We start from the raw sequence: 21,078 nt of genomic DNA, 5'->3' as shown, positions 1-21,078 counted from the left end.
CATTGACAGGTATCAAAAAAGAACTCACTATTCTAGCAATGGCGCCGCCATAAAATCGCGATCGAGCATTGCTTGCCGCCGCAGCAGTCCTCCGGCGGGCTTCAGGGAGGATTGTAGATGCGTCGAATTTCGACAGCACTAGCAATGTCGTTTGCCGTTTTGCTTGGATGTTCCTTCGCGTACGGAGCAGATCAGCCCGGCGTTACCGCTACGACGGTGAAGATCGGATCGATCTTTCCGCTTAGCGGTCCGGCCTCGTTGCTCGGTAACACCGGCAAGGCCTTGATCGCCTACGTAAGATATTTGAACGACGCGGGCGGCATCAACGGACGTAAGATAGAGCTTGTCGCCTACGACGACGGATACACTCCGCCGAAAGCGGTCGAACAGGCCCGACGCCTCGTGGAAAGCGATGAGGTTGCGTTTATGTTCGGGCAACTCGGCACGCCCGGCAATTCCGCGACGATCAAGTACCTGAATGCAAAGAAGGTGCCTGACCTTTTCATTTTCTCCGGTGCCAACAGGTTCGCGAACTTCAAGGAATACCCTTACACAACAACTGGACTTCCCAGCTACTTCACCGAGGCGAGCATTTACGCGAAGTTTGTCGCCGAAAAACATCCAGAAGCCAAGGTGGCAGTGCTTTATCAAAATGACGATCTCGGAAAGGACTTTTTGAACGCATTCAAAGATTCATTCAGGGACAAGTCGGCACAGCTCGTCACTGCCGGCTACGAGGTCGCGGATCCCACGGTGGATTCTCAAGTCGTTAACTTGAAGGCTTCCGGAGCGGAAGTTCTGATGATCGCCGCGACGCCCAAGTTCGCCGCTCAAGCGCTCAGGAGGCTAGGCGATATCGGATGGAAGCCGCTGACCATGATCAACATGGTGTCTAGTTCAGTTTCGGCCACCTTGCAGCCGGTCGGCCTCGACAAGGTCGTCGGGGTGGTCTCCGCGGCGTTTTTCAAGGACCCCAACGACGCCAAGTGGATCGACGACCCGGGAATGAAAAGTTACCGATCCTTTTTCGACAAGTACCTGCCAGGATCAGAGTTCGCCGACCTTAACTATCTGACGGGCTATCAGGCAGGTCTAATTCTGGAGCAGTTGCTCAAGCAATGCGGCGAGGATCTCTCACGGGAGAATGTCTCCAAGCAGGCAAGGTCCATCAAGGACCTAGTCCTACCGACCGCGCTTCCAGGCATCGTCGTCAATACAAGTCCCATCAATAGTGAGGCTTGGACGCAGCTGCAACTTCAGCGATGGAACGGTAAGTTTTGGGAAGCCTTCGGAGAGGTACTCAGCGGAAAGTCCGAATAGGACGCTCTTCCTCGGGCGCGTCCCACCCTCATTTCCTCTTAAAAGAAGTGTGTAAGGTCGTCCTGATCGGGGACGCAGCCAAATAATGAGACCGCCAGGCAGACGCTCCGCTGAGATCTGTTTGAAGTTCTCAGGACCAAAATGACTGGCGGATTGCGACTGCGCTTAATCGTGCCCGAACACGATTGAGGAGGCGCTTCGGACTAATCGGTTGAAACGGAATCGACTTAGGCCGTCCATATGCTTACTGCGCCGGGCCCGGGCGTCAGGCGTTTGGCATCCAGAGGGTTGCACTTCAGCGCGTTAGAACGACTCGCAATCTTTCAGTTTCATTTCTCGTCCCCGCGCGATGATGGAGGAGGGTGTTTTCCCCAGGCGGGCGAGATTTTGATATGCCTCACTTTGCTCAGGAGGTGGAGTATCTGGAAGGACGGCTCCCATCCGACTTTGCCGAGCAAGCTCAAGATTGTGCTTCTGGATCCCTTTTTTATCGTCTTGCCAATAACGCAACAGCAATAGGCTTTCACATGCGAGGCGGATGGATGCACTAGTCGAATCCCGATCTCCGGTGATCGCAGATGCCTCGGAAGCCGCTGAAGCAGCTCTCTGAGCATACTCAGCCAGTTGATAGTTTAAATAGTTGAGATTTTTGCGAGCTTCCTCGTAGTCGGCCAAGTACCTAGATGCAACCAGCTTTGCCGAAACCTGATTCTTGTTTAGTCGAGCGTCCAACAGCAACGCGGAGCTCTCGTCTCGCTTCCAATCGTTCGACAAGGAGCTCTTGTTCTTTCCCGCGCCGTCCCACATCTCCGACGCGCGCTCAAAATGAGAAACCGCCATTTTTGCTCGCTGTCCATCGTTGGAAGCCGTCGCTGCCGCTTTCATCAACCTCCCGGCAGCTACGTGTATTCCAATCGTATCCCTTAGGCGCAAGAAGTCGCGCAACGGGCCTCCCAATCCAGCAGAGGCTCCCAATTCATCAGCATTCCGATCGATGCTCTGAGCGAACGCGTCCACTTGATCGGCGTATTTCGAAAGAATGGGCGGCGGATTAGACGAAGACGTTTCCCTCGCCGAATACTCAATTGCATGGACCAGATCACTCTGGAGCTTCGTCGCAACAAATGCGGGAACGTCGGCCGGTTTGAGCTCCGTTTGAATGATCGGATCCCGGAAGGGGCCGCGGTGCCAGACATGCAACTCGACCCGCTGTTCGCCAGTCACCTTACCCCACAAAATTAGATCAGAGTTGTGCCTCCTCAGCAGCCACGCTGCAGATACCTCGCCGAACGAACTGCCTTGCTTCCCCGTGGCCGCGCTCTTGGACACCTGCAAGCACGTTTGGATGACCGGAAAGCCGTATTGTTGGGCGATCGACTTGGCGAAACGGTCGCCCACGCCTTCAAAGTCGCCTTCGAAGCCTGCGACGAGGACGGTGAATCCGCCTGCTGCAGCCGATGGTTCGAAATAGGAAGCGAGCGAGCAGCGGATGGAGCGAGCGCCAGACGGAGCGTAGGCGACCGAAGCAGTGAGAGCATAAATGCATCCCACGGCCACGAATGCCGCAGCGTTGCGCCATATCTCGTTCTTCCGAGCCACCGAAGGAGGCTCGCCCGCAGTCACATCGTCGAGAGGCTCCTTAGTGGTGCAAGCATGTTCGATGTAGGCCACAATCGCCTTCAGTGCATCGGGATTGTTATAAAGCGAATGCCGAAGGTTTAGCAGGCCTCCTTCAGAGGGAACGCACCAATCGACTTTGTAGGAGTTGGAACCGCCAGGCGTATCGGAAACGTCGACGGCCGCATTAAGCGATCGATAGAACAGCTCTCTGCCAAAAAACGACTTGCAAATGACTGCAAGCAAAACGAGGAAGGCGCTCAATCCAAGCCCAAATGCGACGTAATGAGCGATTTTAGCGATCGAATCATTCATCGAAACAGATAGGACGAGGGCAAGAAGCTGCTGATTTACGCAATCTGGGGTAAGGCTCGCTAGGCATTCAGAATAGGTTTGTACCGTCGAGAGCAAATACTTCATCGCAATATACGAGAAGGATACAACAATCGAGGCCGCGGCAATCGGGATGATCATCGAAATGGAGGCGGCGATATGCGTCAGAAAGCTTGCAAGCTTTCCAAACAGCAACGTCAGAGTAGCTTCATCTCGTCGGCTCCTTAGGATTTTTAGATTAGGAACCACCCGGGAAATCTTTGGCGATTCATATTGCGGCCCGTAAAGAATATTTCCTGCAATTGATCGTGAGACGAAGAAGACGAGCAAAGACGGAATGATCACGGGAAGTACAACCGCTGTGCCTCCAAGGAGCATTAAGGTGAACAGCGCGGAATTAGCGTCATGCAAGTCCGTGCTCCCAAATATACCCGCTGGATTTCGCCCAAACGAAAGCCAGCTGGCAGCGAATATGATGCTACTCACAAGTAAAGTATAGTTGTTGATACGCCGCGCGAACTCTAGCGTTCGGGAGCGGCGACTGGGTCGCTGCGTGACTAGAAGAGCTCGATATGCCCAGACACAAAAGGTAATGATGCCAAAAATGATCGACATGAGGGAGAGCAACCAAGGGAGGTACAGGAAAAAACTGGAAGCAAACGTCCATGCTATCAAGAGATAGCCTGCGAATGTTGCGGCACCGAGTGAAAGGCAGATTACAAAAAGCCTATCGATGATCCGAGGGACCGCGCGGTAAATGGAGAGAAACGGCGTGGCCATGGTCAGAATGTGCACGTTGAACGGACTGCCCAACATCGCCTCCCGCGCATCTAGCGCGAGGTTTCCGCCGTGACTGTGAGCGATGATGAAATGTGGTACCTCCGGCGCTGCAGCGACGCTGTCATCTAATATCCTTGCCAGGCGCGTGGCAGCGCTTCGCCGTTCTTCGATTGAATTGGCTCCCGACCAAAGAAACGAATTCAGGTCTGCCGCTTTCACTAAGCCTGCTAGAGCGGAAGCCAAGGCCGAATAGAATTTCGAGCCCATTTCGAACCAACGAGGTTCGGCGGCAGCAGTCTGTTTCGAAAGTGATTTACTTTCAGGATTGAATCCCCGGCCCCAAGTTCCATGAACAAGAATGACTTTTGCTGGCGTACTCTTCATGGGGGAGAGTCCATCTTGTGGTCGAAGGGGTAGGTCTCTATTCCGCTGAAGAATCGGCTATTAGTCACGTGCAGGCGTGCCCTGCAGTTCGCGATCAATTCGCAGCTTGATCTGGCGGATAGCCAAGAGCGAAAGGCGCGCCTCTATGCGCCCGATTATATCTCGACCTTCAAAGCTAATCGTATATTGCCAGTATCCGGCTTCGGGAGCCCTCGCGAGCGAATACCAGGCACCACGATAAATGGCGCTGCTGGCGTCTGCATCTTTGGGAGATCCGCTCATCGTAGCCATCGGGTTGATCGAGAGCCCAACGCCCCCTTTCTTCCTTGCGCGACCGTCGCGGTAAGACACGAAACGGCCCAAAGCTCCGCCGCGATCCAATCAATTGTCGTTGCAGGGAAGGGCGCCCATATCGTCTGTGACGACATAAAGCCTGTCAGCTTCGAACAACAGGTCGTCAGCCTTAAGCTGGTAGCGTTCGGCTACGTTGATCAACCGCTTCTTGATGAATGGGTTGGCGGTCATCCGCGCAACGTTGCGAACCCGTTGAGCTAGTGTTGCGTAAAAAACCTCGTTCAAGCGACAACTCCGGAATAGGATTTCGCGAAATCGAGAAAGGAATGCGGTACTCTCCCGCATTGTAGGGGACTTGGCAAGCCACCTTTGGTCGAGCCGCGATTTGCTGCCGATAGGATCGACCGGGCGTCGCGGGCCGGGATTTGGACATCACCGAAGGCTCCCAACCGGCCAATCGGCAGACGTGGTGGTGCCGGCGCCCCGCTGGGTTTCTTACCAACTTACTGGTTGATACCATTGCGGTTTATACCCGGCACCAGTCCGGCGAACGTGCCTTCTCCAAACTAAAGGCCTTCGAGCGTAAACAACATGTCGCGATCGCTCGTGCACTGTTTGCGGAGGGCGATGAGCGGTTGGTACTCTGCCGAAGTGTACCAGGCGTTCAGTGCCTCCATGTCGGGAAACTCGATGATGATAACGCGATCGGGTTTCCAATGCCCGCCCTCGGGCATCTTCTGGCTTCCACCCTTGGTAAGATTGCGGCCGCCGTGCTTCGCGATCAGCGGTCCGACCTTGGTTCGATATTCCTCGAATTTTGCCGCATCGGTTATGATGTGTTCGGCAATGACGTATGCTGCCATCTTCTCTCTCCTAATAATTATCGGCCAGATCGTGAAAGCGAGGTTTGGAATCCGCATCGGCAACTCCCGGCAGATACCTCGCTTTCACGCAATGAACCTGTGGGAGTAGAGCGGCCCGCCAATTGCAGGTTCTCTTTGTAGTAAAACCAATCAGGGGTCAATTGAACTGCAAATAATGAAGTGATTTGTTTGATGACGCTTTTGGAGCAACTTCTCTTGCAAAGCCGACGCTACAATCCCGGCCACCGGAAGGCTCTGAAATTGTTGCGAAACTAGTCGAGCCGCTACCCGGTTTGCGAGTCGGGTCTGCTTCGCAAGCGGTGGCGAAGCAAGAGAAACATCGGCGCGATGAGCCTGCCGGTCAGCTATCTTAGGGGTTGAAGCTGCAAGCCCACCGAGTATGATTCAGGTGATTTGCAGTTATTCGGGGAGTGCAGCTTGGCAGCCGTCCTCGTCTTCAAGGTCACCATCGTGGCATTGAGCGTATTTTCAAGCATATTGGCGCTGATGCTAGTACTTGGCCAAATCTCTGTCGGGCAATAGTCTCGGATAGCTTGGCGTATTACGGCTCTGTGCTGCCGCTGGCGGGTCTCCCGTCGTAGCTTTGGTCCCCCTGCGAAAAAGGGCAGACGACTGGCTGATGTGGAGCCTGCTCCGTTGAGGCGAGGTCCTATGCGGATACGCCTCATTTCCTGCGCCTGGATGTGCCGCCTCGACCTGCCGCCTCAGTCCGGCGACATCTGCTGTCGCTAGTTAACTTGACGACTCGCGCGCGGCCCAATTCCAGCGGCGAAGCACACGGCATGAACAAGCCCTGCTAACGACCTTCGCGAGCCTCGTCCTCGGTCTGCCCGCCATCAAAGAAGTCGGAGAGCTCATCATTTGTCTCCATATCGGGAAGGTCGAGCAGGGCGATGTCAGGCATGGCCTTACCGGCGATCGCCTGAAGATCGCCCACCAAACCGACAGTCGATTCGATCACAGAAACGATCTGGGTTTCACGCTTGGCCCAAAGGCGGGTTACGAACTTGCGTTCCTTGTCCAGATCGTCGCGCATGTCATTGAATTTTTCGACGACGGCTTCCACCCGCTGGCGAAATCTCGTGCCCGTCAGGTACTGATAGATCTGCTCGACCTTGGTCTTCTGTCCCTGCTGAACCAGCCGTGATCCGCTGACCTCAAGAAGAGACTGTCTGAGAGCAATGGCGACCGGCAGCGCGCAGCGGGGATGTGTCACCCATACTCCGTCGATCAAATCGAAATGCTCGACGTTCTTGGGGAGGGCTTGGGAGACGATCAGGGCGACATCAGCTCCCGAACGCCTCTGATCGTCCCTAAGCTTAGCGAGCCATCCATCGCTCCAAGCCTTCGTGCGCTTGGTTTCCCACATAATGGATCCCGCGCGCTGGGCGATGGCCCCGTTTACATGCTGAACGAGATCTGCCCCCGCTTCGCCCTTTCCGATCGCTTCGATGAGATCGGCCGGGAAACGCGTTGCAAGGAGGTTTTGAAGGTCGAGTTCCAGCGCCTCGCCTTGCGACTGTTGAGAACCTTGTTCGGCTTTGCGTTTGAGATCCTCGATCGTCCTGGCCATTGAGTCGATGGTCTGCTCCCGCTCCAAGAGCCGCAAACGCGCCGCCTCATCCGCCTCCTGCTTAGCTTTCGTCCGCAGCTCTTCCACGGAACCTCGGACTCGCCGTTCGATCGTGAGTTCGAGTTCGCGCCTGGCTTCGTCCAACTCTCGCTGTTTGCGAAGAAGCTCGGCATGATCGCGCTGCGCCTCGGCGAGTTTGGCGTCGTTGATCTGCAGACTACGGCGAAGCTCGACCGCCTCGGCTTCCTTGGTCCTGAGCTCCGCAGCTGCCGCGTCGCGAGCTTTTTTCGCTTCGGCAGAGACAAGAGAAGAGCGCTCGCTATCCAACCGCTTGCGGACCTGCTCCTCGACCTCTTGGCGGGCTTTAGCCACGTCGTCGCGTTCCTGGCGCACCAAATCGAGCTGCTGGGCCACCTCGTCATCTTTCTCGACGAGCTGCTTCTGGAATTGCTTCCGTGTCTCTTCGATCAAGGGCGCGGCCAAGGACTCCGTCAGCCTGATCGGGTAATTGCAGTTCGGGCATTTAAGGGTCGCATCATGGGCTTCCGGAACGGCGGCTTTGAAGTTCATCGTGCATCCTATTGCGTTTGCATGTTGATTTCATCGGCAGGGCGCTTCGGTCAGTCGTCGTTTGGCGCCTGCCTTTTAGATTTCGAGCTATTCCGGCCAGGCGGCCTTCGGTGAGCCTTCGCATTGGGTCGCCTTAAAGCAATGTGTCGCGGACCCAGGCGGACGTGGCGCCAGGAATTGGCGAGATCGCCTAGGCCGTGCCTGCGCAGCTCAGCAATCAGGAATCGCGAGGCATCCCTGTCGCCCGCGAGGGCGCTGCGCAGCAGGCTTGTCATCAAAAGGTCCCGATTCGGGGAAGGAAAGCGATGTCGTGCTAGATGATCGATGGTATCGGCCGAGACTCCGGAGAGCACGTCACGCCAGTTGGGTCTGGTCAGCGAATAGCGATCAAGCAATAAGACCAATATTTTGAGATCGAGATCGTCGAAGCTCTGCGCGGCTCGCGTCCTCCACCAGTGTAAAGGGTCCCGGGTCGGTCGCGTGGATGCGCTTGGCCGGGCGCGGCGACGGGACCGAAGCGTGCGGACCGATGCGTTCGGCGGACCCGCGAACGAATCAACGGCAATCCCCGCAACATCAGGGAGAAGTCGGGAATCCTCGTCCAGCGACATGGAGCATGGGGGCGACTTTTGGCTCTTCACGTGCCAAGACCTCGTTGGAAGGAGCGCTATCGAATGCAACATGCTCGTCGGCATGTCTTCGCTTCAAGTGAAGCTCGGACGACCGCGAACGACGTCGATTGGATACGGGTGTGCCCGCAAACCCAGTAGGAGGGTTGATCGCGATCTATTGTTCGGAGCCGGATCCGAGCAAGCGATGGAGAGCGTTCCGCCCGTGATCCACCCGCGCAGGGTGAAATCGCTGATGATTCGGGTCCTGAGCCGCATCGTCAGCTTCGCCGGCGCGATCGATTGCGAGATGCGCTTCGGCGGGAACGCCATGTCAGGTAGACGTTGTGAAGGCGCCATGAAGCGGCCAGCTTGGCTCGATCAATCGATGGTAGCGGCATCTGCAGAAGCTTGGTCGATAACGCCATCGCGGCGTCGGCATCCTGGAAGGCGCTGCGCAATAGCACCGTCATCGTAAGGTCAACGGACGCGGTGATCACTCCGGGCGTATCGAGCTTCAGCGCGATATCGATCGCGGCCGTAACATCTCCATCGATAGCCCTTTGCATATCGTCGAAAGTCGATGCCATTTGCGCGACACAAGACAGCACCTCGTCCTGCATCTCGAGCTCGAATGCTTCACATGGTAACTTGCGCCAATAGGATAGCGCGCGATGCCGTTCAGATCGGGTCGCGCCGCCGTTTTCGTTCCATCTCATTTGCAAAACTCCATCGCCGCGCGCGGAGGCGCGTTTCGCCGCACGAATTTGCGCGGCGATTCTGTAGTCGGTGTTTGGGGTTGAGCGGCGCGCCTAACCCGAGAAAACTCGCCGGAGTGCGTCCGCTCTAAATGGGACAGCCGTCCGGATCGCTATGCTGATGGCGACCGCGTTGCATTGCGCGAGGCGTCTACGTGTCTCAAACTGCTCCATGCCTCGTGCTTTCCGATAATCAGATTCGCCGAAGCACCTCATGAAGATGTCAAAATATGGCTATATTATGGTTTCGGTTACATCATTTAACAGGAGCGTCTCCAGCCTTTTTACTCGAACCATAAGTTTAGACGTGCGGGGCAAGGACTCGCGAGCCCGGGCCGAAGGAATTGACAAGCGCGGCCGGGGAATCGCGAAGAAGCATGGGAAAAAGCGAATCCTTGAACCTGCACAACAGCAATCTTGGTTCACAGCTCCGACGCGACCGTTTTAACCGGCGCGAGAATGGAAGCGCAATCGCCCGCGTCGCGGACAGCGCGCAGGCCAGACGGATTCGGCCAAGCTGAATGCTCGATGCTGCTGACGCAGACCGCAAGAATGTTGTCACGGGCGGAAGACACGCTTCACGGCGAAGTGACTGTAATATATGAAGCAACTAGCGCATGCCCCCGGGCGGCGTAAAGGACAAGTTGATGGCTGTCGGAATCCAACTTCCCTGCGATGTCGCCATCGAGCCATCCGTCGGCGCCTCGACGCCCACAGGAACTCGATATTTGGTGTTAGGAGCCACCGTGTTGGCTTCCAGCATGGCCTTGATCGACGGCTCGGTCGTCAATGTTGGGCTTCCGACCATTGGCCGCAGTCTTGGGGCAGAGGCAGAAACTCTGCCGTGGGTTGTCACCTCCTATCTAATCCCTTTAAGTGCGCTCCTTCTGCTTGGAGGAGCGGCCGGAGATCGATTTGGCAGGCGGCGCCTACTGATGATGGGGGTTTCGCTGTTCGCGATTGCATCCCTTGTTTGCGCATGTGCCCCCAATTTGACGATCTTGCTAATCGGTAGATTCGCGCAGGGGGTAGGTGCCGCATTTTTGATGCCGAACAGCCTCGCCGTATTGGGGCAAACGTTCCTAGGCGCTGAGAAAGCCAGAGCCATCGGCATATGGGCGTCTGCCGGCGCGATCTCGGGCGCAATCGGTCCGGTCGCGGGAGGAACTCTGATCGACTATGGGAGCTGGCGCCTCGTATTCTTCATCAATATTCCATTGGCGGCGACATCTCTATTGCTTTCCTGGCGCTACGTACCAGCGGACGTCGACAGGAAGGAGCCAAAGCTCGATTTATTGGGTGGGTCTTTAGCTACATTGGGTCTCGCCGCGCTGGCATGGGCGTTGACAAAGTATTCCGCGAAGGGCGGATGGTCTCCGGAAGCTGCCGCGATCCTGGTGCTCGCTCTTGCCGCGTTGACTTCATTCCTTTTCGTGGAAAAGCACCGGGGTGATCGGGCGATGTTGCCTCTCGGCCTTCTCGCTTCAAGATCGTTTATTGGACTAACGCTGCTTACGATGCTGCTGTACGGTGCCCTAGGCGCCGTTTTGGTGCTGTTGCCGTTCACCCTGATGCAAAGCGCTAATTTCTCCTCAGCGGCAGCGGGCGCCGCGATGCTGCCTCTCCCGCTCACGCTATCAATCGTCTCTCCGTTCATGGGAAGCATATCAGCGCGAACGAGCTCCCGTACCGTGCTGAGTATCGGTCCGCTCATAGTTGCTTCAGGCTTCATGCTGGCCTTGAGAATTGGGCCCGCTGCGAGCCTATGGCGCGACGTGTATCCTGCCGTCATCATTCTCGCGCTTGGACTTGGGTGTGCCGCTGCGCCGCTGACGACCGCCGTGCTGAACTCCGTTGACGTGCGGCATTCGGGGTCGGCCTCCGGCTTCAACAGCGCCGTTGCGCGAACTGGAGGCCTGATCGCGACCTCGTTGCTGGCGGGGGTCATGGCTTCGGAAGGCACAGACTTTGTCCGGGCCTTCCATATGGCGCTCGTGATTGCTGCGGCTGCCTGCCTAGCGGCGTCTCTCGCTGCCTTTTCGTTGGTCGAACGTTGATCTCGGCCCTAAAAGTAGGCCCATATCGGATCGACCGCCATCCATAGCACGGCAATACATCGGAATGATCTCCGACCGCCGTGCGAACTGGCAAATCAGGATCGACTTTCTTTCTGCATTTATTGAGGGGGCCTACGTAAGCAGGCGCACTTCCCCGTGCAGACCGGCAACGGGCGCCACTGCGGTCGAACACGCGATTTCAATCGCAAGCTCCACGACGGGCGCGGTAATCCCGAGGCCTCCGGCATCCTTCCGCGGAGTTTTGCGGCGCGTAAGCCATTCTTCGCTTTCGGGCGTTTAGTCGACGACCCAATCCGCCGTCATGGCTTCCTTGCATACGCGCTGCAGCAGGTACCAAACTTCTTGTCGGCGATTGTGGTCAAGAACCATAAACTCTGCGGCGCCGGAGGCCTGGCCAATGAGCGGATTAGCCGAGCGAGTAGCGAACACGCGGTATTTTGACACGTCTGCCAAGTCGCTTTCGTTGCCGATGCGCAGCGTCCCGATCGTTCGCCGCAAAGCCTGGCTGCCGCCGGGAAAGATCTCAATCGTCACCACGAGCATGGCAGCCTCTCCTTGATGTCGTTGTGGAGTCGCAGAGCGGTCACGGCGCCGCTATGTACCGCATCGCCGGCCACCGCCGGGACGGAGCGCTGCGACGGTGCGGGTGCCGTTCCCCGGGCCCGGGTCTCGTTCGTCATGCCTCAATATCTATGGTCAGGGACGGGTCGTAACCGGCGATCTCGTCTGCATATCCGCAACTATTTGAGAGCAGCCGTGTGTGGCCGCGAACCAGGTCGACAGGGTAGTGGACGTGACCTGATACCCAATGACTGGGTTGAAAACGATCGATCAGTTCGTCGAGGCGTGAAGCGTACGCAGCCGAGATCAACTCCGACCGGTTCAGCGGCGGAATGTGATCAAGAGTAGGTCCAGTGTGTGTCATCACGATCGTGGCACCGCCGTGATCGCGCGCGAGTTCGGCAGCCAAGAACGCACGCGATCGTTCATGGAGCATGCGGGCTTCGATCGGCCTGAACCGCTTCCACGGCTTGCTCTGCCACTTGATGCGCTTGTGATCACGCATCGTCGCAGATGCGGTCTGCATGGCAGCGTCGCGCAGACCCTTTCCAAGCAGGTCGTAGTCGGTCCACAGCGTGCATCCTAGGATTCGCAACTGTCCAAATGTTGCCACGCCGTCTTCGAGGAAATGAACGCCGAGTTCACGGGCACATTCGCGTCCTTCCGCGAGTTGATCGAAATACGAGCCACCGTAGAATTCATGGTTTCCGGCGCAGGTTACTATCTCGGTTCGAGGATACGCCGAGCGCATTTCCCTGATGGCGCGTTGAAGTCCTTCGCAGGTATCGCCAGCGATCAGGACTATGTCGGTGTCCGACACCAGCGGGGGGAAGCCGCGGGCGCCGGGACAATCGACGTGCAAGTCCGACAAGATCTGAATCTTCAGCTTCATCGGTCGTCCTCGCGCCGCAGGAGGGCGACCGGAATGGAGCGGCGCCCGTAGCTGCGCCGTGCCAAGTAGATGTTGTGTACCTTCCAGGATGTCGAAAGGCGGGCGCGTGTACGCCACGGCAAGGGCATTTGTCCGAGCCTTGTGGAAAGAACAAGAGCGGCGGCCGGATTCACGAAAGCGCAATTCAAGAGAGTCGTCATGACCAGGTCGGCGTGTGGACCGATGCGAGCGGGGATCGTCATCTTGAGAGCCAGACTGCAGGCAGTAGCCACATCGCCCTCGATGGCTGACTTCAAGTCCGCGTTGGTCGTCATGACGCTGCGAACACACGAGCCTACTTCGTCTTGCGAAGCGTGATCGAACGCTTCGGCCGGCATTGACCGCCAATACGTCAAAACGGCAGGCCAGCCTTTCTGTTCATCGTCGGAGGCAGTCTGACTCATAGCAATACTCCATCGCTCGCGCGAGAGGCCGCGCGTTCACCGCTGATTGGTTGGTCGTTGAGAATTTTAAATGTTGTTACGGTTGCGCGCCGACCATGCGCAGCGCGAACGGCAAGCTCATCCGGGACGTGCACATGGCGACGGATCGCGGCCATGCCAAATGTTCTAGAGAGGAAAGGTGGAAATCCTAACCATTCCCGAGAGACGAACGCAATTGCCGTCCCTGACGAACGTTGGTTTGCGAGCTTCCCCCGTCGGCCACTCTCCGATCCCAGACAGCGTGCCCGTCGTCTTATGCTCAGTGATTTGGCATCTCCTTGGAAGTCGCTCGGACGCATGGTCAAGCATCTCGTCGAAGAGTCATCGCTAAATGTGTCATAATTATGTTTTCGGTGACATTGCGCTTTCTCCTCCGTTTCTAGGCGTGAGGCTGCCGTGCCTTGTCGTCGATGGAAACGCGCCTTCCGTCCTGCGCTGAACCCGGCGTGGGAATTGAGGCTCGGCACCCGCGAAATTCCGACATCGGGCTCGCCGCGCCAAAATCAGGAATCCTTGGAAAACGAATCCTTGAACTCTGGACAGTCGATCATACGCCCCCCATGGATGAAGAAGGATATCCGAGGGATGGCTGCAATTGGCTCGAGGGAAAATACGACCGCTTCTTTCGCCGACTATGATCAGGAATGCCCGCAAGCTCGCCGGCATCAATCAAGCGCGTCTGGCTTCGGCCGCAGGCATAACGAGAAAGACAGTAGTGGCTGTCGAGGCCCAGCTTCCCGAAAAGCCAGACGCTAGACGGCGCGCCGTGCTGGAAAAGATTCGATGGGTTTTTGAGCGCGGGTACGACCTGGAGTTCACGTTTGCGGACGACGCGGAAGGCGAGGGCGTGCGAAGGAGGTCCATCGAAGGTACCGAAGCAGACGAGGGCGCCTAGGGTGGAAACGTTGGGCACCACCCTACGACTCTGGCGGCGATATGTTTTACCGCGCAGGCACGCTGCAGCTACGGATCGCGAGTCGTAGGGCGGCCACCTCATCGGCGAGGAACCGCAAGCCTGAGACGGACGCTATGACATGCTCACCCCGAGGAGCGTCCGCATCACCTCGTCTAAGACTGACGATCTTTCGCCGTTGTATTCGCGGAAGCAGATTAGGGCGATTATCGCCGCCCTCCAGGATCCTATCGATAACAACTTGTTCTACGCCTAGAAAGATCGTGCGTTTCTGAGCGCAATCGCAAGCCAAGAGCGTCCATCCGGAGGCGATGCGGCCCTTATAAACCTCACAAGAATATGGCGATCGCTCGTCGAATAACTTGAGGCGTCCACGTGCTTGCGCCAGCTCGACGACGAACACCGAAAGTCGCTAGATCTTTCCGAGTTTGCCGTCTCGCGCATGTTTCCCTGTCAACCGAGCAACCCGCTCATTGGCATGCCAATATCGAGACCGCGCATCGTCGGCGCAAAGCGGCCTCAAGAAGGGGCCTGACGTTCACAAGGGCAAGTCCCGGCGCTGGAGGCGTCTCTTCGGTGGTGCTGCCGAATGCAACAGCCTCAATATCCGGCATGGAGGATGCATGCAGCAAACGCCCGGCGGAAATCTCCGCCGCAGCGCGTCATATTGACGTAAGCTTCTCCGGCGGAAATTTCATCGGCAACCTGCGCGAAGTCGCAGAGCAAGCAGATGCCTTTGAGAAGTTCGCGCTCGCCGGCGCTGCAGACACCGCCGTACCTTCGCGCCGCATCGATGAAGCAGCCGCGATCCTGGTTGTCGTTGAGGTCGACGATTGCTTTGCGGAAACCGGCGTAGCTCGTCGCCGCTTCGAGCGCGCCACGAAAGCGGGGTCCTAGGGCGGCCATGATGCTGAGCGGAGGCCCTGACTGGAATTCGTCGAATTTCATCGGTCTGTCCTGTTCACGTTGCCGCGTTTCGCCGGCGGTTCGCGTCATTTGGGTGCTCTTTCTATTGACGTCAAACGCGCCTCCGTGCTCCCGTGCAAACTTCCAAGGACTCGTCTGTTCAAGCGAATGCCAACCGATTGCATTCAATCGATGAAAGTTTTTTAGCTCGACCTTGGTTAATGCGATGATTTCATGTCTTTAGGACAACCGGCATCAACGGGGATTTCTGCTGCAGGGCTCTTGACTCGGCGAGGTTCGGCATTCGCCGCATGGTCGACGAAGTCGCAGCTGGCTCTCGGATAGGGCGGCTACGTCTTTATGGAATTCTGCGCGCTCGCGTTAGGCGCGGTCGCTCGCGCATGGGGATTGGCGGCTGCAGTTGCCGCAGCCTCTGTACTCCTCGCGTCGCTGGGAGCTGCAACCTTCATTCTCGCTGCGCGATTTCCAAGGGTGACCGAAAAACCTCACGATTCGTCGTGCGTCACCGGCTTTCCTGTGAGTGGGCGCTGCGTTCCGCACAGGCGCCACGGAGCACGTGGAAGAGACTCAGGCCTGCCGATTGCGAATCCCTGACCCGTGCTAACCGCCTGGAGCGAGCGGGCGGGCGGAAGGATTCGATCCCGGCAGGAGCGATCTCGATGCTGATGAGGAAGGAACGACGGCCGGCGATCCGTACGCTGCGCGGCTGGGCGATCGGCCTGCTGCAGGAGGCCGGCGCGATCCACGAATGCGAGGAGCACGGTTGGGCAAAGGATCGGACCGACCCCCAAGCCCGCGAGCGCGCGCTCGAGCTTGCTGGGGAGGATCACCTTACGGCGTCTCCCCCGACGATGCTGTCGCAGAAATCCGCGCCGTCTTGGATTCCATCGGTGATACCTGCCCGGAGTGTCTGCCCAGCGATTGAGCGCGCCCCAATACCCCCAGCTCAGTCCCGAATGAGTCACGGCGCTGGGCTTTCGGAGCAAGCGTTTCGATCGTCTGAGGCTTGTCGCCTGGACCCGGCGTACCAGTCGGCGTACGGCGTGTTCTTGACCGCGTGTCGATTGAAGTCGGGCGTGCCGTCCTTCCACCACACCGGTCCGCGCTCTCCCAAGCCGCGCTTGGCCTGATCGACGAGTCGATGCGCTGCGGCTTCGGCCTCCGAATCTTCGGCCGCTTTGGCTGCCTTCACTGCGCGGCGCGCATCCATCAGCTGCTTCACCAGCCGCGCCTTGTCGCCGGGAGCTATGGTCGGATCGCTCATCCGCCAGAGTTTCCCCCGGACGACGAAGTAGCGAGCGTCCGGGGTCACGGGATGTTTGAGACCTGCCATCCAGAAGAGCTTACTTGGTGCGAACGGTCTTTGCGCCGGCGCCCTTCAGCGCCTCGGCGATCTTGTCGGGCTCGTCGCCGTGGAAATCCACCGACACCTCGATCTCGCCTTGCAGCCTTTGCAGCCCTTCAGGTGTTGGTGCGGCCTTGACGTCCGCGCCGGCCGATCGCGTTCCAGACGAATTCGCGGCGCCAACAGGCTGAACGAAGACGTCGCCTCGCGCGACCCTACATTCCTGGACGACGTGCTCTACGGCCAGCTCGGCCTCGCGCCGGGTGGCGAATTCTCCGATGATGGTGCTTTCCAAGGTTGTCCTCCGCGCCAGGGATCGTGAGGCGGACAACCGGCCGGTGACGTCGAGAGTTCCTATAGCCAGTCCGGTGCCCTTCCTCCGACAGACGCCGCGCGCGATGCGCTGGCGTTCAGCAGCAGAAACAGCGCCCGCTCCGCCTTGTACCTCGCGGCCGCGCGGCCGCACTCTGACCCTGACATCAGAATTTCTCCGCAAGACCGGCGCACGGCCCACTTCCACCGGCCGCGTCCGCGCGGCTTCAAGACGATATCGTAGCAACTCGGATGTTCGGTCGCCGTGTCGGGGTGCAGCAGGGCATTGATGTCCACGACGTTGTCGGCGGGGGCGGTCGTCGGCCGCATGGCTTGCTCCATTTCTAAAGACGAGTTAGGGAAGGCCGCGCGGAGGATCCGCGCGGCCGGCGATCGAGTCCCTGCCCTGTGTCCGGTCAGGCGGCTCTGGATTCAATCTGGGTCACGTTGCTGGGAGCGGCGCCGTTGATCTCGATGCGGCGCGGCTTCATCGTCTCGGGGATCTCCCGCTGCAGGTCGATAACGAGCAGACCGTTCTCGAAGCGGGCGCCCTTGACCTCGACATGATCGGCAAGGGTGAACTGGCGCTTGAAGTTGCGGTTCGAGATGCCACGGTGCAGGAAGGTCTTGCCCTCCTTGTCCGCCTTGCGGCCCTCCAGCGTCAGGACGTTCTGCTCGACCGTCAGCGCGACCTCATCCGGCGTGAAACCGGCGAGCGCCACCGAGATCTGGAAGCGATTCTCGTCGAGCCGCTCGATGTTGTAAGGGGGATAGCTCTCTTCGCCCACGCGCTGGGCGGCTTCGGCCAGATCAAAGAGGCGGTCGAAGCCGATGGCCGACCGGAAGAAGGGCGAAAAATCAACAGTGCGCATAGCCAGATCCTCCTGGGAGCAAAATGGTTACGAGCGGCACCGGACACGACCGGTGCCCGTCTCAGTTGGCGGGACCCTGACGGCATCCCGATCGTCGTAGGACGACGCCGACAAAATTTGGGAGGTCGGAGAGACTTTCAAGGGGGCCGCCGCAAAATTTTTAGCGAGGACTGGGGAGGGTTAATCAAGCGTTGCGGGCCTATTCCCTGGCCCGGTGCAGCGCGCCCTTGAGCCTTTCTCTTTCCCTCGTCCAGCGGGCGTCTTCGGCCTCGATCCGCTTCTCGATATCGTGCCGCTCGGCTTCGAGGCCTTTCGATCGTTCTTCGTGCTCCCGCTGCGCAGCGTCCAACTCGCCCTGGGCTTTCGCGGCAAGCTTCTCGCGCTTGGCCCGCTTCTTTTCGCGCTCCGCCTCTACCCTCTGCCGCTGATCATCCCGTCGCTTCTGCTCGCGCTCGAAAGCTGCAGCCGCCTTGCGCGAGTCCTCACCGCTGATCTTGGGAGCCGCTCGCCTCTTTGAATCCGCGGGGTGACTCTTCTTCGGCTTGGCACCTTCATCGTTCAGGTCCGGCAGGTCGGCATGCTCGGCGAACGGCCCGCTCGATCCGGCGGGCCGCTTGAGCACTACCCACGGCTTCGACATGGTCTCGGCGACCACGTCTGGATCCTCCGTCTGCCTTGCGAAGCCCTGATGGAAAAGATTGCCGCCGGCGCCCAAGCCTCGAGGGCCGCCTTCATTGAAGGCGCGGCGACCGCGAGGTCATAGAAGCCCAAAGAGGTCTGGAAAGTCTTGAGCTTCCTCGCCATGGGGCCTGCAAGGCTCGCCGTTCTAGCGCCTGCGCGCGAGCCAAACGCCGAGCGCAAACGCCGCGAGCAGCGATCGCAGCGGCGCCTTGACCGTCGCGTCGCGCAAGGGATCGATCCAGCGCAGACCTCGTCTTCCGAGGAGATGGCCGAGGGGCGAGGGCTCGCCTGGGACCTAGCCATTCTCGCGCCGGCAGCAAGTTCGGTGCCATCGTGATCGTCGACAGGCCGGAGGCCGCCGTGACCCGTTGGCACGTTGACTTCCCGTCAATCTGAATGGTTAGTTCATGCCGTCACAGTTCAATGGCTGAGTCGAACCGGTGGTCACTGCACGAAAAAAGAAACGCGCCGACATCCCGGCGCGCGACCGAATCCTTGAAGTTGCAACCAGACTGTTCACCCAACGCCCGTTCGACGAGATCTCAGCGGAAGATATTGCTCGCGAAGCGGGCGTCGCCCATGGACTCACGTTCCACTATTTCGGCTCGAAGGCCAAGCTCTACGAGGAAATTTCACAAGCTGCCGCCGACCGCCTGGATCTAATTCATGTGAAGGCGACACTCACTGGCTCGGCGCCAGAAAGGCTCCGCAGCTTCTTGGTCGCGCACATGGAAGAGGTCCATCGCCGCCGGGTCGATTACGTTTTCCACTCGCGCGGCGGTGGCACTGCGGCAATCCAAGACATTTGGGAACGTTCGCGCAGCCACGGAATTCGGCTGGTCCTGAGCTTTTATGGCGTGACTGCGCCCTCCCTTGAACTTGCTGTCGCGACGCGCGCTTGGCTTGGCTATTTCGATGAACTTGTTCTGGCCTGGGTTCAGGGGCAGATAAAGAATAAGCCGGCCATCGTCGAGATGGCGTTTCGGCTTTTCCCGCTTGCGGTCGCCAACGCCGAACTTCTTGGCGAAAAGAATCTTCCATCGGTCTGACAAAGGGTTGAGGGCACTTCTTGCCCTGCATCATTGACTGTCAGTCAAACTATTATTGACTGTCAGTCAAAGTTGCGCTTGGTTCTCGGTCGCGAAAAATAATTCACGCGATCGGGAGGAGGTCTCATGGAGACCGAAGTGGCAATTGTCGGTGCCGGACCAGTGGGTCTGACGGCTGCCGCCTTGCTGGGTTCGTTGGGCGTGAACACGATCCTTGTGGAACGAAATGCGTCGACATCGGCTCATCCGCGGGGGCATGTTGTCAACGCGCGCACGATGGAAATATTGCGATCGATTGGTTGCGAGGAGCCGGTCGCAAAAGCCGGATTGCCTCCAGAGCGCAATGCAGGAGTCTCCTTCCTGTCCCGGCTGACAGGACCAGATATCGCGGTGTTGGCGACGCGGGGTATTCCCGACCGCGACCAGGCCCATCAAGCCGCCAGTCCGAGCCGCAAGACGTCATGCCCTCAGGACGTACTTGAGCCGATCTTGGCTGACGTTGCGCGAAGCTTTGCGCCCGTCAAAGTGCTGTTCTCCACCGAGCTCAAAGAGCTCGCGTTCCGACCCGATGGTGTGCGACTCGAATGTAGGCAGGGAACCAGCGACCTCACGATCGACGCGCGCTACGTGATTGCCGCGGACGGCGCGCGCAGCTTCGTGAGAGAGCGTCTCGGCATCGGAATGACGGGACGAGGACGAATCGGCCGACAGATCGGCATCTATTTCGAGGCCGACCTATGGGAATTCGTCGAAAAGCGGCCTTATCTTTTGTGGTGGGTCTACAACGCCGCGACCTGCGGAGTGCTCATTGCCCTCGATGGCCGGCGACGTTGGACGTACAATTTCGCGTTCGATCCGGACCAGGAAAGTGTCGAAGCGTTCACGACCGAACGCTGCGAAGCAATCGTCCGGGCAGCCATCGGCTCAGACGACGTTCCGCTCGAGATCCATAGCATCCTGCCATGGAGAATGCAGGCTCGGCTTGCGGACCAGTTCAGCCAAGGTCGGGTATTCATCGCGGGGGATGCCGCCCATCCGCTGCCGCCAACGGGCGGGCAAGGAATGAACACCGGCATTGGTGACGTGCATAATCTGGCGTGGAAACTGGCCTTCGTGTTGCGCGGCAACGCTCCGGCCACGCTTCTCGAAAGCTATCACGAGGAGCGCCGTCCTGTCGCCCAGACCAATATCGCGCAGAGCGTTCACAACGCAATGAAGATGGCAGAGAGTGGTCTGTCCGGGATGGCAACGCACGACAGCCCGATCGCCAAGATGCTTGAGGGCCCGGATTCGGCGGCAGCCGAGCGCCACATCCGGGAAGTGATCCCGAGCCTTCGCGAGCACTTTGACTACATAGGCCAGACATTCGGTCACGCCTATTCTTCCCGATGGATATCGCCTGACGGGACGTCGGCTCCGCCCTTCCGCATCGAGCATTACAAACCGGTTGCCCGTCCCGGGCACCGCGCACCTCATCTCTGGCTGCAAGGGCCAAACGGCAGATTGTCGACCATCGATCTTGCCGGTGCCGGCTCCTTCCTGATGCTGACGACTCCGGACGGGGACGATTGGCAGCGCGCCTTTGCCGAGGTGTCCGCAGAGCTTCGTCTTCCAGGGCGTTGCTGCAGCATCGGCCCGGGCGGCGACTACATCGCTCAAGACGGCTCCTTTGTTCAATCCTACGGCATCGGTCCGCGCGGGATGGTCCTGATCAGGCCCGACGGCTACGTCGCCGCGCGCAGCTCTCACGCAGTGGCCGATCCAGCGATATTCATCGAACGCGCTCTTAGGACGGCCTTGGCCGGACTGGACGTCAGAAGCGACGAGGAGCCGTCTGCCGCTTGA

19 protein-coding genes and 1 pseudogene are annotated in these 21,078 nt (G+C 58.6%); 5 read left to right on the top strand and 15 right to left on the bottom strand.

Annotation, left to right across the window (positions count from 1 at the left end; all coding sequences use genetic code 11):
* Positions 1-117: 117 nt before the first annotated feature.
* Positions 118-1,320 carry an ABC transporter substrate-binding protein gene (locus tag ML401_RS29825; protein ID WP_285807828.1) on the top strand — a complete coding sequence of 401 codons (1,203 nt, stop codon included), beginning with the start codon at positions 118-120 and terminating at the stop codon, positions 1,318-1,320.
* Positions 1,321-1,623: 303 nt separating this feature from the next.
* Here the strand turns inward: ML401_RS29825 and ML401_RS29820 are convergent, their stop codons facing one another.
* The 6 genes from ML401_RS29820 to ML401_RS29795 all read right to left on the bottom strand — a co-directional run bounded on the left by ML401_RS29820 (position 1,624) and on the right by ML401_RS29795 (position 9,082).
* Positions 1,624-4,434: a triacylglycerol lipase gene (locus ML401_RS29820; RefSeq protein ID WP_285807827.1), complete on the bottom strand. Its 2,811-nt coding sequence runs from the start codon at positions 4,432-4,434 to the stop codon at positions 1,624-1,626.
* 60 nt (positions 4,435-4,494) lie between these two features.
* A complete protein-coding gene (locus tag ML401_RS29815) occupies positions 4,495-4,725 on the bottom strand; it encodes a hypothetical protein (protein WP_285807826.1) in 231 nt (76 codons plus the stop codon).
* Between the two features lie 90 nt (positions 4,726-4,815).
* Positions 4,816-5,013, bottom strand: coding sequence for a hypothetical protein (locus ML401_RS29810; protein ID WP_285807825.1), 198 nt, complete (start codon positions 5,011-5,013; stop codon positions 4,816-4,818).
* Positions 5,014-5,294: 281 nt separating this feature from the next.
* The gene (locus ML401_RS29805) at positions 5,295-5,591 is read right to left on the bottom strand and encodes a DUF1330 domain-containing protein (RefSeq protein ID WP_285807824.1); all 297 of its coding nucleotides are present in this window, start codon (positions 5,589-5,591) and stop codon (positions 5,295-5,297) included.
* An 817-nt stretch (positions 5,592-6,408) separates the two neighbouring features.
* Positions 6,409-7,755 carry a DUF2130 domain-containing protein gene (locus ML401_RS29800; RefSeq protein ID WP_285807823.1) on the bottom strand — a complete coding sequence of 449 codons (1,347 nt, stop codon included), beginning with the start codon at positions 7,753-7,755 and terminating at the stop codon, positions 6,409-6,411.
* Positions 7,756-8,644: 889 nt separating this feature from the next.
* Entirely contained in the window at positions 8,645-9,082 is a 438-nt protein-coding gene (locus tag ML401_RS29795) for a hypothetical protein (RefSeq protein WP_285807822.1), read from the bottom strand.
* 686 nt (positions 9,083-9,768) lie between these two features.
* Here ML401_RS29795 and ML401_RS29790 point away from each other — a divergent pair.
* Positions 9,769-11,178: an MFS transporter gene (locus ML401_RS29790; protein ID WP_285807821.1), complete on the top strand. Its 1,410-nt coding sequence runs from the start codon at positions 9,769-9,771 to the stop codon at positions 11,176-11,178.
* 297 nt (positions 11,179-11,475) lie between these two features.
* On the opposite strand, the gene ML401_RS29785 is transcribed toward ML401_RS29790, so the two are convergent.
* The 4 genes from ML401_RS29785 to ML401_RS29770 all read right to left on the bottom strand — a co-directional run bounded on the left by ML401_RS29785 (position 11,476) and on the right by ML401_RS29770 (position 14,995).
* Entirely contained in the window at positions 11,476-11,742 is a 267-nt protein-coding gene (locus ML401_RS29785; RefSeq protein ID WP_285807820.1) for a hypothetical protein, read from the bottom strand.
* A gap of 133 nt (positions 11,743-11,875) precedes the next feature.
* Positions 11,876-12,652, bottom strand: a complete 777-nt coding sequence (locus ML401_RS29780) for a metallophosphoesterase (protein ID WP_285807819.1) — start codon at positions 12,650-12,652, stop codon at positions 11,876-11,878.
* Entirely contained in the window at positions 12,649-13,095 is a 447-nt protein-coding gene (locus ML401_RS29775) for a hypothetical protein (protein WP_285807818.1), read from the bottom strand. The genes ML401_RS29780 and ML401_RS29775 overlap by 4 nt, the downstream gene beginning before the upstream one ends.
* 1,552 nt (positions 13,096-14,647) lie before the next feature.
* Entirely contained in the window at positions 14,648-14,995 is a 348-nt protein-coding gene (locus ML401_RS29770; protein WP_285807817.1) for a hypothetical protein, read from the bottom strand.
* Positions 14,996-15,633: 638 nt separating this feature from the next.
* On the opposite strand from ML401_RS29770, the pseudogene ML401_RS29765 reads away from it, so the two are divergent.
* Positions 15,634-15,899, top strand: a pseudogene (locus ML401_RS29765) (hypothetical protein).
* Between the two features lie 36 nt (positions 15,900-15,935).
* Here the strand turns inward: ML401_RS29765 and ML401_RS29760 are convergent.
* The 5 genes from ML401_RS29760 to ML401_RS29740 all read right to left on the bottom strand — a co-directional run bounded on the left by ML401_RS29760 (position 15,936) and on the right by ML401_RS29740 (position 18,158).
* On the bottom strand, positions 15,936-16,238 hold the full coding sequence (locus tag ML401_RS29760) for a hypothetical protein (RefSeq protein ID WP_376717320.1): 303 nt from the start codon (positions 16,236-16,238) through the stop codon (positions 15,936-15,938).
* A 79-nt stretch (positions 16,239-16,317) separates the two neighbouring features.
* Positions 16,318-16,614 (bottom strand): hypothetical protein, encoded by a 297-nt coding sequence (locus tag ML401_RS29755; RefSeq protein ID WP_285807815.1) that lies wholly within the window; start codon positions 16,612-16,614, stop codon positions 16,318-16,320.
* A gap of 59 nt (positions 16,615-16,673) precedes the next feature.
* Positions 16,674-16,961, bottom strand: a complete 288-nt coding sequence (locus ML401_RS29750; RefSeq protein WP_285807814.1) for a hypothetical protein — start codon at positions 16,959-16,961, stop codon at positions 16,674-16,676.
* Positions 16,962-17,047: 86 nt separating this feature from the next.
* Complete coding sequence (locus ML401_RS29745) at positions 17,048-17,503, bottom strand: Hsp20 family protein (RefSeq protein ID WP_285807813.1); 456 nt, start codon at positions 17,501-17,503, stop codon at positions 17,048-17,050.
* Positions 17,504-17,702: 199 nt separating this feature from the next.
* On the bottom strand, positions 17,703-18,158 hold the full coding sequence (locus ML401_RS29740) for a cell envelope biogenesis protein TolA (RefSeq protein WP_376717319.1): 456 nt from the start codon (positions 18,156-18,158) through the stop codon (positions 17,703-17,705).
* Positions 18,159-18,624: 466 nt separating this feature from the next.
* On the opposite strand from ML401_RS29740, the gene ML401_RS29735 reads away from it, so the two are divergent.
* On the top strand, positions 18,625-19,233 hold the full coding sequence (locus tag ML401_RS29735; protein ID WP_285807812.1) for a TetR/AcrR family transcriptional regulator: 609 nt from the start codon (positions 18,625-18,627) through the stop codon (positions 19,231-19,233).
* A gap of 126 nt (positions 19,234-19,359) precedes the next feature.
* On the top strand, positions 19,360-21,078 hold the full coding sequence (locus ML401_RS29730; protein WP_285807811.1) for an FAD-dependent monooxygenase: 1,719 nt from the start codon (positions 19,360-19,362) through the stop codon (positions 21,076-21,078).

This window comes from Bradyrhizobium sp. 62B (genome assembly GCF_030272265.2).
Lineage (GTDB): Bacteria > Pseudomonadota > Alphaproteobacteria > Rhizobiales > Xanthobacteraceae > Bradyrhizobium.
The sequence above is the reverse complement of the archived record's forward strand: the minus strand, read 5'-3'. Positions and strand labels throughout refer to the sequence as shown.

Excerpts from the sequence above, each read along its gene's own strand:
- ML401_RS29825 (WP_285807828.1), top strand. The coding sequence starts at position 118 with ATGCGTCGAATTTCGACAGCACTAGCAATGTCGTTTGCCGTTTTGCTT.
- ML401_RS29820 (WP_285807827.1), bottom strand. The coding sequence starts at position 4,434 with ATGAAGAGTACGCCAGCAAAAGTCATTCTTGTTCATGGAACTTGGGGC.
- ML401_RS29815 (WP_285807826.1), bottom strand. The coding sequence starts at position 4,725 with ATGGCTACGATGAGCGGATCTCCCAAAGATGCAGACGCCAGCAGCGCC.
- ML401_RS29805 (WP_285807824.1), bottom strand. The coding sequence starts at position 5,591 with ATGGCAGCATACGTCATTGCCGAACACATCATAACCGATGCGGCAAAA.
- ML401_RS29800 (WP_285807823.1), bottom strand. The coding sequence starts at position 7,755 with ATGAACTTCAAAGCCGCCGTTCCGGAAGCCCATGATGCGACCCTTAAA.
- ML401_RS29795 (WP_285807822.1), bottom strand. The coding sequence starts at position 9,082 with ATGAGATGGAACGAAAACGGCGGCGCGACCCGATCTGAACGGCATCGC.
- ML401_RS29790 (WP_285807821.1), top strand. The coding sequence starts at position 9,769 with ATGGCTGTCGGAATCCAACTTCCCTGCGATGTCGCCATCGAGCCATCC.
- ML401_RS29785 (WP_285807820.1), bottom strand. The coding sequence starts at position 11,742 with ATGCTCGTGGTGACGATTGAGATCTTTCCCGGCGGCAGCCAGGCTTTG.
- ML401_RS29780 (WP_285807819.1), bottom strand. The coding sequence starts at position 12,652 with ATGAAGCTGAAGATTCAGATCTTGTCGGACTTGCACGTCGATTGTCCC.
- ML401_RS29775 (WP_285807818.1), bottom strand. The coding sequence starts at position 13,095 with ATGAGTCAGACTGCCTCCGACGATGAACAGAAAGGCTGGCCTGCCGTT.
- ML401_RS29770 (WP_285807817.1), bottom strand. The coding sequence starts at position 14,995 with ATGAAATTCGACGAATTCCAGTCAGGGCCTCCGCTCAGCATCATGGCC.
- ML401_RS29760 (WP_376717320.1), bottom strand. The coding sequence starts at position 16,238 with ATGAGCGATCCGACCATAGCTCCCGGCGACAAGGCGCGGCTGGTGAAG.
- ML401_RS29750 (WP_285807814.1), bottom strand. The coding sequence starts at position 16,961 with ATGCGGCCGACGACCGCCCCCGCCGACAACGTCGTGGACATCAATGCC.
- ML401_RS29745 (WP_285807813.1), bottom strand. The coding sequence starts at position 17,503 with ATGCGCACTGTTGATTTTTCGCCCTTCTTCCGGTCGGCCATCGGCTTC.
- ML401_RS29730 (WP_285807811.1), top strand. The coding sequence starts at position 19,360 with ATGGAGACCGAAGTGGCAATTGTCGGTGCCGGACCAGTGGGTCTGACG.